This is a genomic window from Salipiger marinus (assembly GCF_035481585.1).
GTDB lineage: Bacteria > Pseudomonadota > Alphaproteobacteria > Rhodobacterales > Rhodobacteraceae > Salipiger > Salipiger marinus.
On record NZ_JAYKSL010000009.1, the window covers coordinates 1 to 14,708 of the forward strand.

13 protein-coding genes are annotated in these 14,708 nt (G+C 68.6%); 5 read left to right on the forward strand and 8 right to left on the reverse strand.

The window, feature by feature from the left end; genetic code table 11:
* The 7 genes from VK682_RS13115 to VK682_RS13145 all read right to left on the reverse strand — a co-directional run.
* The coding region (locus VK682_RS13115) for a dihydropteroate synthase (RefSeq protein ID WP_324782044.1) at positions 1 to 601 on the reverse strand (601 nt) is incomplete at its 3' end.
* 52 nt (positions 602 to 653) lie between these two features.
* The gene (locus tag VK682_RS13120) at positions 654 to 1,586 is read right to left on the reverse strand and encodes a dihydroneopterin aldolase (protein ID WP_230795285.1); all 933 of its coding nucleotides are present in this window, start codon (positions 1,584 to 1,586) and stop codon (positions 654 to 656) included.
* 93 nt (positions 1,587 to 1,679) lie between these two features.
* Positions 1,680 to 2,315 carry a cell wall hydrolase gene (locus tag VK682_RS13125; protein ID WP_230795284.1) on the reverse strand — a complete coding sequence of 212 codons (636 nt, stop codon included), beginning with the start codon at positions 2,313 to 2,315 and terminating at the stop codon, positions 1,680 to 1,682.
* A 162-nt stretch (positions 2,316 to 2,477) separates the two neighbouring features.
* The gene (locus tag VK682_RS13130) at positions 2,478 to 5,045 is read right to left on the reverse strand and encodes a putative PEP-binding protein (protein WP_230795282.1); all 2,568 of its coding nucleotides are present in this window, start codon (positions 5,043 to 5,045) and stop codon (positions 2,478 to 2,480) included.
* A gap of 114 nt (positions 5,046 to 5,159) precedes the next feature.
* Entirely contained in the window at positions 5,160 to 7,340 is a 2,181-nt protein-coding gene (gene glyS, locus VK682_RS13135) for a glycine--tRNA ligase subunit beta (RefSeq protein ID WP_230795281.1), read from the reverse strand.
* A 69-nt stretch (positions 7,341 to 7,409) separates the two neighbouring features.
* On the reverse strand, positions 7,410 to 7,925 hold the full coding sequence (locus tag VK682_RS13140) for a DUF6446 family protein (RefSeq protein ID WP_230795280.1): 516 nt from the start codon (positions 7,923 to 7,925) through the stop codon (positions 7,410 to 7,412).
* Positions 7,922 to 8,869: a glycine--tRNA ligase subunit alpha gene (locus tag VK682_RS13145; RefSeq protein WP_089846620.1), complete on the reverse strand. Its 948-nt coding sequence runs from the start codon at positions 8,867 to 8,869 to the stop codon at positions 7,922 to 7,924. The genes VK682_RS13140 and VK682_RS13145 overlap by 4 nt, the downstream gene beginning before the upstream one ends.
* Positions 8,870 to 9,032: 163 nt before the next feature.
* On the opposite strand from VK682_RS13145, the gene VK682_RS13150 reads away from it, so the two are divergent.
* Entirely contained in the window at positions 9,033 to 10,847 is a 1,815-nt protein-coding gene (locus VK682_RS13150; protein WP_230795278.1) for a serine protease, read from the forward strand.
* A 253-nt stretch (positions 10,848 to 11,100) separates the two neighbouring features.
* Entirely contained in the window at positions 11,101 to 11,265 is a 165-nt protein-coding gene (locus tag VK682_RS13155; protein ID WP_230795277.1) for a hypothetical protein, read from the forward strand.
* Positions 11,266 to 11,337: 72 nt separating this feature from the next.
* Here VK682_RS13155 and ilvC read toward each other — a convergent pair whose 3' ends face one another.
* The gene (gene ilvC, locus VK682_RS13160) at positions 11,338 to 12,360 is read right to left on the reverse strand and encodes a ketol-acid reductoisomerase (protein WP_089846625.1); all 1,023 of its coding nucleotides are present in this window, start codon (positions 12,358 to 12,360) and stop codon (positions 11,338 to 11,340) included.
* 127 nt (positions 12,361 to 12,487) lie between these two features.
* On the opposite strand from ilvC, the gene VK682_RS13165 reads away from it, so the two are divergent.
* The 3 genes from VK682_RS13165 (at position 12,488) to VK682_RS13175 (ending at position 14,644) form a co-directional block, all read left to right on the forward strand.
* Positions 12,488 to 12,943: an Lrp/AsnC family transcriptional regulator gene (locus VK682_RS13165; RefSeq protein ID WP_089846627.1), complete on the forward strand. Its 456-nt coding sequence runs from the start codon at positions 12,488 to 12,490 to the stop codon at positions 12,941 to 12,943.
* A complete protein-coding gene (locus VK682_RS13170; protein ID WP_165616800.1) occupies positions 12,940 to 13,401 on the forward strand; it encodes an Lrp/AsnC family transcriptional regulator in 462 nt (153 codons plus the stop codon). Before VK682_RS13165 ends, VK682_RS13170 begins: the two co-directional genes overlap by 4 nt.
* Positions 13,402 to 13,513: 112 nt before the next feature.
* Positions 13,514 to 14,644, forward strand: a complete 1,131-nt coding sequence (locus tag VK682_RS13175; RefSeq protein ID WP_324782045.1) for an aminotransferase class V-fold PLP-dependent enzyme — start codon at positions 13,514 to 13,516, stop codon at positions 14,642 to 14,644.
* The last annotated feature ends 64 nt before the right edge of the window (positions 14,645 to 14,708 follow it).

The window sequence follows — 14,708 nt, forward strand, 5'->3', positions numbered from 1 at the left end:
CGGGCGTGCCGCGGCTGTGCATGATGCAGACGGGCAGGCCCAGTTCCGCCACGCTGCGCGCCATGTCGGGGTCGAAGCACAGGCCCGAGACATCGTTGATCAGCGCGGCGCCCGCGCGGGCGGCGGCGCGGGCCACGGCGGCCTTGCGGGTGTCGACCGAGACGGGTGCGCCGGGCAGCGCCTCCAGCACCGGCAGCAGGCGGGCCAGTTCTTCGGCCTGCGGCACTTCGGCGGCGCCGGGGCGGGTGCTTTCGGCGCCGATATCCAGTAGATCGGCGCCCGCGGCCAGAAGCGCGCGGCCGCGGGCCGCGGCCTCGGCGGCGGAGGCATCAAGCCCGCCATCGGAAAAGCTGTCGGGGGTGACGTTGAGGATGCCCATGATCCGTGGCGCATCAAGGCTGAGCCCCGCCAGCGCCGGGCGCGGCGCGGTGAGCCGGGCCAGCACCTCGGGCGGCAGGTCGCGGGCGGGCACGCGCTGCGGCGGCTGGCCGGGCTGGTGCAGGGCGCAATGGGTGAACCAGCGCGGCCCTGCGGCCAGAGGCTGGGCGTCCTCGGGGCGGGGGGCGTCGCTGCGGACAAGCGGGCGGTAGCGTTTGGTCATGGCCGTGCTGTGCCGCAGCGCGCGCCGCTTGGCAAGCGGGGGGCGGGGGCGCCTAGGGTGCGGTGTTTCCGACTGTTACAGCGCGAGCGGGCACCGGCGCGTCGGCGGGCAGGGTTTCGCCGATCACCACCAGTTCGCGCGCCTCCATCAGGCCCGCGAACCACGCCGCCAGATCCAGCGGCGCCTCGGGATGGGCGCGGCTGCCCTGCGGTGTGTCGAGCACGATCTTGGACGGCGCCCAGAGGCTGATCTGGCCGTTGCGCATCGCCCAGTCCAGTTCGGTGCGGGTGGCCACCACCTTGGCGCGGGGATCGCGCGCCGCGAGCCGCCAGCCGTTCTGTTCGATGGCCAGCAGATCGACGCGGCGCTGCGCCAGCGGGTGTCCGGCCTGCGGGCGCGGCCCGTCGGGCAGGTCGACGCAGAGCACCAGCGGCGCGCCATCGGCCTTGGCCTCGTCGATCCAGCGCGGGAGGGCGGCATCGTCGATCGCGGCATTGGACAGGTAGACCACGCGCGGATGCGGACGGGCCCTTGCGGCATCCGCCGCCTCGCCCGCGCGGCGCGCTTCGGGGGCGGCGCGCACGATCTCCACCCCCAGCGCGCCGGGGCCCCGGTCCAGCTTTTCGATCCGCACGAAGGCGCGCATGGCCTGCGGTTCCAGCAGGATGCGTTCGGCGATGCGTTCGGCTAGCGTTTCCAGCAGGTTGACCCGTTCGGCGGCCAGTTCCAGCGCGATGGCTTCGGTCACCTTGTCATAGGACAGGATGCGGTCGACATCGTCTTCCAGCGGGCCGGTGCCAGACCGCACCTCCACCACGATGTTGAAGCGCACGCGCTGGGTATGGCCGCGTTCGGCCTGAAACGCGCCGATCTCGACCTCGACCACATGGTCGCGCAGCGAGATGCGGTCGCGGGGGGCCTCGTCCGCGGTGGCGATGGCGCGTTCCGCAGGATGGGCAAAGGCAAGGCGGATTTCATCGGCCATGGGCGGCTCCGGGGCTGGGCTTTGCGGCCTTCTAGCAGCCCGCAGAGGCCGGGGCGAGACCGCCCGCGGCACCTTTGCCCGCAAAAGCGGCGCCTAGTTGCTGCTGACGCGCACGGCGGCGCGGTAGAACAGATGCTCGCCGATTTCGGCGGTCCGGGTAAAGGCGCGCGACCAGCTCGGCCGGACGGCGGTGGTGTGGTAGAAGGTGGCGCCTTTGGTCAGGGCGCGCGGCGCGCCGGACAGCACCGCCTGCGCCACCTTGGAAACCCGTTCCCACGCGGCGGGTTCGTGGATCTGCTCAGGTTGGCCGTCGCAGGTATAGCTGAACTGGCAGGCATGTTTGCGCCCGGTGCCCTGCTTGACCACGGCGCAGACGGTGGAGGGAAAGCGCGGGCTGTCGACGCGGTTCATGATGACTTCGGCCACCGCGAACTGGCCTTTCAGCGTCTCGCCGCGCGCTTCGAAATACAGCGCCTCCGCCAGACAGTGCAGCTGCGGGCCGCCGCTGGCGCGGGGCTGGCTGGCCAGCCAGCCGGCATCATAGGACAGGCCGCGTCCGTTGGCGGCGGAAGCCGGGGTGACAAGCCGCTGCATCTGGTCAGAGCGGGAGGCAAGGCTGCGCTGTTCCAGCTGCAGCAGGCGGCCAATGCTGGCCTGAGGGCGTTCGGCAAAAGCCGGGGGGGTGGCGGCACAAAACACCGCCAAGGCTGCGGCAATAGCTCGTAGCATTCTCGGGTCTCTCGCATGTGGGGGTTGGCAGCCGTGAACTGCCAAAATCTCGGGCGCTTTTACAAAACTGTCGTCATCCCGTCCACCCGAAGGCAAACGGTGCATGGGCGCACAACAGGCCAAATACAGCCAGAATCGGCGGATTCACGCCGCTACTCAGCGTCAGGTTGTGCCAAGCTTGTCCCGGATCGCCAGCTGCGCCGCAGCCAGCCGGGCGACCGGCACCCGGAACGGCGAGCAGCTGACATAGTCGATTCCCGCCTCTCGGCAGAAGGCGATCGATTCGGGATCGCCGCCATGCTCGCCGCAGATGGACAGCATGATGCCGCCATTGCCGCGCCGCCCGCGTTCGACCCCGATGCGGATCAGCTCTCCGACACCATCGGCATCCAGCCGGTGGAACGGATCTTCGGGAAAGACGCCCTGCTGCACGTAATGCGACATGAACCGCCCGGCATCGTCGCGGGACAGGCCATAGGTCATCTGCGTCAGGTCATTGGTGCCGAAGGACATGAAATGCGCGTGCTGCGCGATCTCGTCGGCGCGCAGGCAGGCGCGGGGCGTTTCCACCATCACCCCCAGCGAATATTCGAATTCCCGCCCGCGCTCGTTGCGCACCGCTGCCGCCACGGCGTCGATGCGGGTGCGCACCAGTTCCACCTCGCGCATGGCCGAGACCAGCGGCAGCATGATCTCCGGCACCACGGGCGCGCCGTCCTTGGAGGCATCCAGCGTCGCCTCGAAGATGGCGCGGGCCTGCATGTCGTAAATCTCGGGGATGGCGATGCCCAGCCGGACGCCGCGCATGCCCAGCATGGGGTTGTATTCGCCCATGCTTTCCACCCGCCGTGTCACGTCGGAGACGGGCAGATCCAGCGCTTCGGCCAGATCGCGCAGCCCGGCGCGGTCGGTGGGCAGGAATTCATGCAGCGGCGGATCGAACAGCCGGATGCAGACCGGCATGCCTTCCATGATGCGGAACAGTTCGGTGAAATCGGCGCGCTGCATCGGCAGCAGCCGTGCCAGCGCGGTTTTCCGGTCCTCGGGGCTGTCGGCGAAGATCATCTCGCGCATGGGGGTGATGCGCTCCGCCTCGAAGAACATGTGTTCGGTGCGGCAGAGCCCGATGCCCTGCGCCGCAAAATTCCGGGCGGTGGCGGCATCGGCGGGGGTGTCGGCATTGGCGCGGATGCCGATGTCGCGCTCGGCATCGGCCCAGGACATCAGCGTCTGGAAGGCGTCGTCCAGCGCCGCCTCCACCATCTGCGGGGCGCCTGCCAGCACCTGCCCCGAGGTGCCGTCGACGGTCAGGATGTCGCCCTCGCGAAAGCGCCGCCCGTCCTCGGACAGCAGCACCCGGTCCGACAGGCGAAAGCCCATGCGCGCCGCCCCCACCACGCAGGGCAGGCCCAGCCCGCGCCCGATCACCGCCGCGTGGCTGGTGACGCCGCCGCGTTCGGTCAGCACGGCGGCGGCGGCATGCATGCCGCGCACATCCTCGGGCGAGGTTTCGCGGCGCACCAGAATGCACGGTTCGCCCCGCGCCGCCGCCGCCTGCGCCTCGGAGGAGGAGAACACGATCTTGCCAGTGGCAGCCCCGGGGGAGGCGGCGACCCCGCGCCCGATCACGTCGCGCTGCGCGTCCGGCGCGATCTGGCGGTGCAGCAGTTCCGACAGGCCACGCGGTTCGACCCGCATCACCGCCTCCTGCCGCGAGATCACGCCATCCTCGGCCAGTTGCACCGCGATGCGCAGCGCCGCGCGCGAGGTGCGTTTCACCCGCACCCCGTCCAGAATGTGCAGGCGCCCGTTTTCCAGCGTGAATTCGATCTGCATTTCGGCGCGCAGGCGCTGCCGCGTCAGCCGGGCATGGGCTTTCAGCTGCTCGAACGCCTCGGGCGCCAGTTCTTCCATCGAGGGGCCGCGCGGATCCCGCTCCAGATACAGCGACTGGCCGTGTTTCAGCGCCTCGCGCCCCTGACTCTGGCTCAGATAGCGCCCGGTGATCTGCGGCAGGCCGGTTTCGGAATCCACCAGCTGCAGCACGCCCGATCCGCATTCGCCCTGACCCAGACCCAGCGCCATTTCCTGCACCACCAGCCCCAGCCCGGCATCGACCGGCGCGCCCTTGGCCTGACGCAGCAGCCGCGCGGTGGTGCCTTCCCATGCGCGGGCCATGGTGCGCAGCACCTCGGCCAGCTGCCGGGCGGGATCCTGCGGAAACGGCTCCTCGGCCTCTTCCTCATAGGCGCGCAGCGCGTCGGACAGGCCCTGCTGCCCGGTGGTGGCGATGTCGTCGAACACGTCCGGATCAAGTCGCGCCACATGGATCGCATAGCCCATGACGAAGCGCATATAGAGCGCGGAGGCGGCATCGGCGCCGATCCGGTCGGAAAATTCGACAAAGGCCGCGTCGTTCATGCCGATGTTCAGCACCGAACCCGGCCCGCCCCAGTCCGGATCCTCCGACGAGGGCCGCACGCAGAGCAGGGCGCCCGGGCGGAACTGATGCAGGATCGCGGCCACGTCGGGCATCTGGCCCTTGGCGATGCGGTGCACCGTCTGAAAGCTGAGCGCGACAGTGCGCGGCACCGGCAGGTCAAGCCGCACCAGCCGCTGCAGGCATTTTGCCCGCCCGCCATGGGTCGGCGTCGAGATCGGCGCCGAGGGGGTGATGAGCGTCACATGCGGGTCATCCGCCAGCATGTCGGGTCGGTGCGTATCGGGCATGGGTGCCCCCTGTTCTTCCGCAGTGCAGCATAACCCGGAAAAGGGTCCGCGCAATATCACCTTTGCGCGGTCAAGGTGGCGTTAACGCTCACAAAGGCAAGGGGCCCTGCGGCCTCAGCCTTCCAGCCGGGTCAGATCGGCCACCTGCAGGCAGATCTTGCGGATCCGGGCCAGCAGGTTCAGCCGGTTGCGCCGCACGATCTGGTTGTCGGCATTGACCTGCACCGCCGTGAAAAACGCATCGATCGGCGCGCGCAGGCTGGCCATGGCGGACATGGCGGCGGCAAAATCCTCGGCGGCCATGGCAGGGGCGATCCGCGCCTCTGCGGCGTCGAGGGCGGCGAACAGCGCGCGCTCTTCCTCGGTCTCGGTGAACTTGAGATCGGCGCCGAAGCTGTATTCGACCCCGTCCTTCTCCTCGGCCTGAGTGAGGATGTTATTGGCCCGCTTGAAGCCCTGCACGAGGTTGGTGCCATCCTCGGAGCCCATGAAGCCCTGCAGCGCCCGCGCCCGCGCCACCACCAGCGCCAGATCATCGCTGCCCGGCATGGCAAGGCAGGCGTCGATCACGTCATGGCGGATGCCTTCGTCCTTCAGATGGACCTTGAGCCGGTCGTGGAAGAAGGCGAGGAGGTCTTGGGCCTTCTGCGCAATCTCAGGCGAATAGTCTTCCTGGTTCTTGCTTTCGGCGAAATAGGCGAAACCAGACAGGCCAAGCAGTGCGTTGCTTTCGCCCAAAGCGGCGTGCCAATCGCGGGCAATCATGCTGGGATATATCGAGTTTCTCAGCGCGCCATCCAGAGGCAGTCGCAGCCCGTTCGCCAGCACCAGCCGGATCACGCCAAGGGCGGCGCGGCGGAGGGCGTAGGGGTCTTTGGAGCCGGTGGGCTTTTCGTCGATGGCCCAGAAGCCGGTGAGCGTGTCGAGCTTGTCGGCCAGCGCCACGGCGACGGAAACGGGGGCGGTGGGCACGCTGTCGGAGGGGCCAAGCGGCGAGTAATGCTCCTGTGCGGCGGCGGCGACCTCGGTCGGCAGGCCTGCGGCTTCGGCATAGTAGCGGCCCATCAGCCCCTGCAGTTCGGGGAATTCATAGACCATCTCGGAGGAGAGATCCGCCTTGGCGACCCGTGCCGCCGTCTCTGCCAGATCGGCATCGGCGCCGACCATGGGGGCGATCTCGCGCGCCAGCGCCGCGATGCGGTCGATCCGCGCCTTCTGGCTGCCAAGCTTGTTGTGGAAGGTCACGTTGTCCAGCCGGTCGGTCCATGCGGCCAGCCCCGGCCCGCGCGCCACGCGCAGGTCGTTGTCCCAGAAGAACCGCGCATCCGACAGCCGCGCCGCCAGCACCTTGCGGTTGCCGGCAAGGATGGTGGCGCCGTGATCGGCGGTTTCGATATTGGCCACGGTGACGAAACGTTCGATCCGCCCGGTGGCGGGGTTCTTCACCGAAAAGAACTTCTGATGCTCTTTCATCGAGGTCTGCAGCACCTCGGGCGGCAGGTGCAGGAAATCGGCGCCAATCTCTCCCATCAGCACCACGGGCCATTCCACCAGCCCCGCCACCTCGGCCAGCAGGCCACGATCCTCGACCACCTCCAGCCCGGAGGCGAAGGCGCGGTTGGTGGCGTCATGCCAGATCGCCTCGGCGCGTTCCTCGGGGTTCAGGATCACGAAGGCGCGTTTCAGCTTGGCCTCGTAATCCTCGAAGCTGCTGACGGTGAAGGGCGCGCCGCCCATGAAGCGGTGGCCTTCGGTGACATTGCCCGCCTCGATGCCGTCCACGGTCAGCGGCACCACCTCGGCGCCCGCTTCGGTGGTCAGCACGCAGAGGATGCGGTGCAGCGGACGAACCCAGCGCAGCGATCCAGCACCCCAGCGCATGGATTTGGGCCAAGGGAAGCTGCGGATCACCCGCTCCAGCACCTCGGCCACGATCTCGGGCGCGGGGCGGCCGGGCTTTTCGATCAGCGCGAACAGCACGGCGCCCTTCTTGTCCTCGCGGATCTCGCATTGCTCGCGGGTGACACCGGCGCCGCGCAGGAAGCCCTCGATGGCCTTTTCCGCCGCGTCGGCCTTGGGGCCCCGGCGTTCCTCGCGCGTGGCGGGGGAGGCGGCCAGCAGCCCCTCGATGGCCAGCGTCAGGCGGCGCGGCGTGGAAAAGGCGGCGGCCCCGGCATAGGTCAGACCGGCCTCCACCAGACCGTCCGTCACCAGCGCCTTCAGATCCTCGGCGGCGCGCCGCTGCATGCGGGCGGGGATTTCCTCGGAGAAGAGTTCGATCAGCAGGTCGGGCATGGGGTCACCAGATCAGAGGTCGTTGGCCGGGATACCGCCGCAGAGGGCGGAGGTCCAGCGTTTGCAGGGTCAGTCGCGCGGGGGGCAGTCCTCGCCCAGCGGGGTGCCGTCATAGGCCTTGTCGCCGCAGTCGTTGACTTCTTCCCAGACATAGCCGCGGCCATCTTCGGTGATGGCCACCACGCGGTCGATGCCGAATTCGATGTTGCGCTGCCCGGTGAAGACGCGGGCGCGCCCGTCGGCGATCTGTTCGCCGATGCTGTCGCTGTCGAAACAGGTGAACCAGAACGGCGCGTTGCGGGGGGCGGCGCCCTCGTAACCCTCATAGCGCGCGTCAAGCTCGGCCAGCGTCAGGTCGGTGTCGAAACAGGCGCGGTAGCGGATCGGCGAGGAGGAGGCGTCGATGCCGTCAAACCCGGTGGTGGCGATGGGTTCGGGCGCGCCCCCGTCCAGCGGTGTCAGCGCCACCTGCGCCTCTTCGGCGGGGATGTCGACGTAATAGTAATAGACCTGCGCATACCAGACCACGGCGCCAAAGATCAGCGCCGCGCCAAGGATGCCAAGCCCGAGGATCTTGCCGGTCATGCGGGCATGTCCGCGGCATCGGCGGTCCAGCCGCCCGCTTCGGTGGTGACGAAGGCATCGGCGCAGCGTTTGGCCAGCGCCCGCACCCGCCCGATATAGGCCTGCCGTTCGGTGACGGAGATCACGCCGCGCGCGTCGAGCAGGTTGAACAGGTGGCTGGCCTTGATGCACTGGTCATAGGCGGGATGCGCCATGACGATGCGGCGCCCGGTCTTGGGATCGGTGGCGGGCGCGTCAAGGATGCGGGCGCATTCGGCCTCGGCATCCTCGAAATGCGCCAGCAGCATCGCGGTGTCGGCCTGATCGAAATTCCAGCGCGAATATTCCTGTTCGGTCTGGCGGAACACGTCGCCATAGCGCAGCGCGATGGGCGACTGCGGGTCGTTGAAGGGCATGTCCATGACGTGATCCACGCCCAGCACATACATCGCCAGCCGTTCCAGACCATAGGTCAGCTCGCCCGAGACCGGCGTGCAGTCATGCCCGCCGACCTGCTGGAAATAGGTGAACTGCGACACTTCCATGCCGTCGCACCAGACCTCCCAGCCAAGCCCCCATGCGCCCAGCGTCGGGCTTTCCCAGTCATCCTCGACAAAGCGCACGTCATGCAGGGCAAGGTCGATGCCGATGGCCTCCAGCGAGCCCAGATAGAGCGCCTGCAGATCCGGCGGGCTTGGTTTGATCAGCACCTGAAACTGGTAGTAATGCTGCAAGCGGTTGGGGTTTTCGCCATAGCGCCCGTCGGTGGGGCGGCGCGAGGGCTGCACATAGGCGGCAGCCCATGCGCGCGACCCCAGCGCCCGCAGCGTGGTGGCGGGGTGAAAGGTGCCCGCGCCCACCTCCATGTCATAGGGCTGCAGCACGGCGCAGCCTTTGCCCGCCCAATAGGTCTGAAGTCGCAGGAGGATTTCCTGAAAACTGCGCGGCTTGGCGGTCTGGGTCATGTCCGGGGCTCCCGTCTTGCGGTCGGCTGTCTGCTTAAGCGGCTGCGCGTCAAGGGTCAATGCGCCCGTCTGACCCTTTTTTGAGGTGACGCCCCGGGTCGGTCTGGTAAACAGATCGGTGAACAAAACAAAGAAATTCGAGGCCTGAGGGGCAAGTCCTGGTATGTTACGATCCATTCTGAAGGCAGGTGTGCTGGCATTGGTGCTGGCGCAGGGGGCTGCCGCGCAGGAGCGCGCGCGCGTCTATATCCAGATCGAGGCGCAGCCGAGCCTGAGCGAAGCCGAAACCAGCCTGCGGGGCTATGCCTCGGCGCTGTCGGATGTGAACGGGTTTGTCCTTGGCGGCGGCTGGTATGGCATCGCGCTTGGCCCCTATGAGCCGTCCGAGGCGGCGGATCTGCTGCGCGGCCTGCGCCAGCAGGGCCGGGTGCCGGGCGATTCCTACCTTGCCGGAGAGAGCGAATACGGGCGGCAGTTCTGGCCGGTGGGGGCGGGCCTCGGGTCGTCCTCCGGCACCTCTGACACCGAGGCGCCGGTGGCACAGAGCGTGACGCAGGTGCCGGTCACCTCCGCCCCGCTGGGCGAGACCGCGGCGCTGCCCGAGGCGCCTGAGGCGGCAGAGGCGCCTGTGGCAGCAGAGGCAGATCCGCTGTTTGATCCCGAAACCCCCGCCGAGGCCCGCCGCAGCGAGGCGGGCCTGACCGGCGAAGACCGCCGGATGCTGCAGGTGGCGCTGGAATGGTCGGGGCATTACGCGGCGGCCATCGATGGCGCCTTCGGGCAGGGCACCCGGGCCGCCATGGCCGACTGGCAGCGCGAAAACGGGCTGGAGGTGACGGGCGTGCTGACAACGCGCCAGCGTGAGCGGCTGCTGGGGCAGTACAACGCCGTGCTGGAGGGCATGGAGATGACGCCGGTGCGCGACGACCGCGCGGGCATCGCCATCGACCTGCCCATGGGCGCCGTGGCGCGCGACCGGGTCGAGTCGCCCTTCGTGATCTTTGGGTCCGGCGGCGTCGAGGGCGCGCAGGTGCTGCTGATCAGCGAGCCGGGCGACCGCGACACGCTTTGGGGCCTGTACGAGATCATGCAGACGCTGGAGATCGTGCCGCTGACCGGCGAGCGGTCGCGGCGCAATGACGGCTTCGTGCTGACCGGCGCCAACAGCCGCATCACCAGCCATACCGAGGTTGGTCTGCAGGACGGCCAGATCAAGGGCTGGACGCTGGTCTGGCCCGCAGGCGACGAGGAGCGCCGCGCCCGGATCCTTGGCCGGATGCAGGCGAGCTTCGAGCGGCTGTCCGGCGTGCTTGATCCGGCGCAGGTCAGTGATGACGGGCAGGCGCTGGATCTGGTCTCGGGCCTGCCGGTGCGGCGCCCGCGCGACGTGGCGGCGGGGTTCTTCGTGGACGGGCAGGGCGCGGTGCTGACCTCTGCCGCGGCGGTGGCGGGCTGCGGGCGCGTCACGCTGGATGGCGGCCATGTGGCGCGGGTGGTCCAGCAGGATGACGCACTGGGCGTGGCGCTGCTGCGCCCCGATGCGGCGCTGGCCCCGCGCGGCGTGGCGCGGCTGCGTGCCAGCCTGCCGCGGCTGCGTTCCGAAGTTGCGGTGGCGGGATATCCTTTTGGCGGGGTGCTGAGCGCGCCCACGCTGACCTTTGGCGCGCTGGCGGAAACGCAGGGGCTCGGCGGCGAGGAGCGGCTGGCGCGGCTTGATCTGTCCGCCTCCGCCGGGGATGCGGGCGGGCCGGTGCTGGATGCGGGCGGCGCCGTGCTGGGCCTGCTGATGCCGCGCGGCGATGCGGCGCGGCAGCTGCCCGAAGAGGTGGCCTTTGCCACCGATGCCGAGGCGCTGCTGGCCTTCCTGCGCAGCGCCGGGATCCGGGGCAGCGAAAGCGCGGGCGAGGGCGTGATCGCCCCCGAAGACCTGACCGACGTGGCCCGCGCCATGACGGTGATGGTCGGCTGCTGGGACTGAGGCGCGGGGGCTTTGCCCCCGGACCAAAGTCTGAGGGGGCTTTGCCCGCGAATTAACAGCTTGAGGGGGCTTTGCCCCCAAATTACAGTCTGAGGGGGCTTTGCCCCCTCGGGCCGCGGGCGGCCCTCACCCCCAGGATATTTTCGCCAAGAAGAAGCCGGAGATGTGATAGGCTCGCGCGCGTGCTGCCGCTTGCCCCAGACCCGCAATTGCGGCAGGGGAGAGCGCAGGTTCGGGCGCGAAGGAGCGACAGATGGATTATGGAAAGACCGGGGCGGGCAAGCCCGCCAAGAATGCGCCGCGCTTCAAGCCGGCGGGCGACAAGCCCGAGGGCAAGGACGCGCGCGGCGGCAAGGCCAGCAAGGAAGAGCTGCTGGCGCGGATGAAGGCGGCAGCCGAGGCCCGCAAACCCGAGTGAGGCGCAGGGCCTGCGGCCCATGAAAAAGGCGCGGGGGATTCCCGCGCCTTTGGTCTGTCCGCAGCAGGCGGATCAGTTCTTCGACTTGTCGACCATCTTGCCGGCAGAGATCCACGGCATCATGCCGCGCAGCTTTTCGCCGGTCGCTTCGATCTGGTGCTCGTCGTTGATGCGGCGGGTGGCCTTGAACGACGGCTGGCCCACGGCGTTTTCCAGCATGAAGTCCCGCACGAACTTGCCCGACTGGATGTCGGTCAGAACGGCTTTCATCCGGGCCTTGGTTTCGTCATAGGGCAGGATGCGCGGGCCGGAGACGTATTCGCCGTATTCCGCAGTGTTCGAGATCGAGTAGTTCATGTTGGCGATGCCGCCTTCGTAGATCAGGTCCACGATCAGCTTCACTTCGTGCAGGCACTCGAAATAGGCCATTTCGGGCGCGTAGCCGGCTTCGACCAGCGTCTCGAAGCCCATGCGGATCAGCTCCACCAGACCGCCGCAGAGCACGGCCTGTTCGCCGAAGAGGTCGGTTTCGCATTCTTCGCGGAAGTTGGTCTCGATGATGCCGGACCGGCCGCCGCCGATGGCGGAGCAGTAGGACAGGCCGATTTCCAGCGCGCGGCCCGAGGCGTCGTTGTTCACGGCCACAAGGCAGGGCACGCCGCCGCCTTTGGTGTATTCGCCGCGCACGGTGTGGCCGGGGCCCTTGGGCGCCATCATGATGACGTCGACGCCGGGCTTCGGCTCGATCAGGCCGAAATGCACGTTCAGGCCATGGGCGAACGCGATGGCCGCGCCTTCGCGCAGGTTGTCATGCACGTATTTCTTGTAGGTCTCGGCCTGAAGTTCGTCGGGCATGGTGAACATGATCAGGTCGCACCAAGCGGCGGCTTCGGCGATGCCCATGACCTGCAGGCCTTCGGCTTCGGCCTTCTTGGCGGAGGCGGAGCCTTCGCGCAGCGCGACCACGAGGTTGCGGGCGCCCGAATCGCGCAGGTTCAGCGCATGGGCGTGGCCCTGGCTGCCATAGCCAAGGATCGCCACTTTCTTGTCCTTGATCAGGTTGATGTCGCAATCGCGGTCATAATAAACGCGCATGGGTCTCTCCTTCCGGTGTTGTGGCGGGCACCATAGCCAGCGCGGCGCGAGATCGATTGCGTTCTTCTTGCGGATTTCCCTGATTGCTGCGATTTCATTCGCCATTGTGATGAAAGACGGAAAAATCATGCTGGATGACACGGACCGGCGCATCCTGCGCCAGTATCAGGCGGCCCCGGATCTGCCCGGCGCGGATCTGGCCGACCGGGCCGGGGTCACGCCCTCGACCCTTGCCCGGCGACTGGGGCTGATGCGCGAGGCGGGGGTGCTGCGCGGCACGCGCGGCGTGATTCACTGGCCCGCTCTGGGCTATGAGGTGGAGGTGTCGCTGCGGGTGACGCTGGACAAGACCGCGCCGCGCGCCTTCGATGACTTCATCGCGGCGGCGCGCGAGGTGCCGGAGGTGATCGAGATCCAGACCTTTCTGGGATCCATCGACGTGCGGCTGGCGGTGATCGCGCGCGATCTGGGCCATTACCAGACCGTCTACCGCTCCCGGCTGCTGACCCTGCCGCATATCGCCGATATCGAGGCGCTGATGCATGTGGCGCTGGTGAAATCCGACGAGACGGTGCCGCTGTGAGCGTGGCGCTGGACGAGACCGACCGCGCGCTGATCCGGGCATTGGCCGAGGATGCGGGGGCGAGCGCTGGCGCGCTGGGGCGCCGCTTTGGCCTGTCGCAGCCCGCCTGCTGGCGGCGGATCCAGCGGCTGCGCGCGGCGGGGGTGTTCCGGCGGGCGCGGCTTGATCTGGATCTGGAACGGCTGGGCTTCGGCGTGACGGTGTTTCTGGGCATCCGGCTCGCCACCAAGGGCCGCGTCAGCCTTGAGGATTTTGAACGCGCGGTCAGCGCCATCCCCGAAGTGCAGATCGTCGAGCATGTGCTGGGCGCCTTCGATTACCGGCTGCGGGTGGTGGCGCGCGACCTGCCGGATTTCGAACGGGTGCTGCGGCGCCGGATCATGACCCTGCCCGGGGTCGGCCATGTGGAGGCGAACGTGATGCTGAGCGAGGAACGCCGCCCCGGCCCGCTGGGCTGAGACAATCGGGCTGAGACAATTGGAGGCTTTGCACCCGCCCGCCGGAGCGGATACCCCTGTGCCATCAGCATCGGGGCTGGCAGGAACCGGCCCTCAGCACAAGGAGAACGCCATGGCGCTGCGCAAGGATGTCGACCCCGAGGGGCTGGACGAATTTTCCGTGGTCTTCACCGACCGCTCGCTGAACCACATGTCGGCAGCCTTTCAGGAGGTGATGCGCGACATCTCCGCCGGGCTGCGCGAGGTCTATGGCGCAGAGGCGGTGGCGCTGGTGCCGGGGGGCGGCAGCGTCGGCATGGAGGCGGTGGCCCGGCAGTTCGCGCGCGGCGCGAAGGTGCTGGTAGTGCGCAACGGCTGGTTCTCCTTCCGCTGGAGCCAGATCCTCGAGGCCGGGGATCTCGCCGCCGAGGTGACGGTGATGAAGGCCCGCCCCAGCGGCAACGGGCTGCAGGCGCCCTTCGCCCCCGCCCCCATCGAGGAAGTGGTGGCGCGCATCCGCGCCGAGGCGCCGCAGGTGGTGTTCGCGCCGCATGTGGAAACCTCTGCCGGGGTGATCCTGCCCGATGACTATATCGCCGCACTGGCCGAGGCCGCGCATGAGGTCGGCGCGCTGATGGTGCTGGACTGCATCGCCTCGGGCTGCGTCTGGGTCGATATGGCGCAGACCGGGGTGGATGTGCTGATCTCTGCCCCGCAGAAAGGCTGGAGCGCCACGCCCTGCGCCGGGCTGGTGATGCTGTCGGAGCGGGCGCTGGCGCGGCTGGAAACGACGCAGTCCGACAGCTTCGCGCTGGATCTGAAGAAATGGCGGCAGATCATGGCCGCCTACGAGATGGGCGGCCATGCCTATCACGCGACCCTGCCCACCGACGGGCTGCGGATGTTCCGCGACGCCATGGCGGAAACCCGCGCCTTCGGCTTTCCGGAGGCCAAGGAAGCGCAATGGGAACTGGGGCGCCGGGTGCGCGCGCTGCTGGCCGCGCGCGGCGTGACCTCGGTCGCTGCCGAAGGCTTCGGCGCGCCGGGGGTGGTGGTGAGCTACACCACCGACCCCGAAATCCAGTCCGGCCGCGCTTTTGTCTCCGGTGGTGCGCAGATCGCGGCAGGCGTGCCGCTGCAATGCGACGAGGGCCCGGAGTTCTGCACCTTCCGGCTCGGCCTCTTCGGGCTCGACAAGCTGCGCGACGTGGACGGCACGGTGGCGCGGCTCGAGCGTGTGCTGGCGGAGGTTCTGCCGTCCTGAGCCAAGGGCGGGGGCGCTGCCCCCGGACCCCCGGGATATTTGGGGCCAATGGAAACATGAAGCG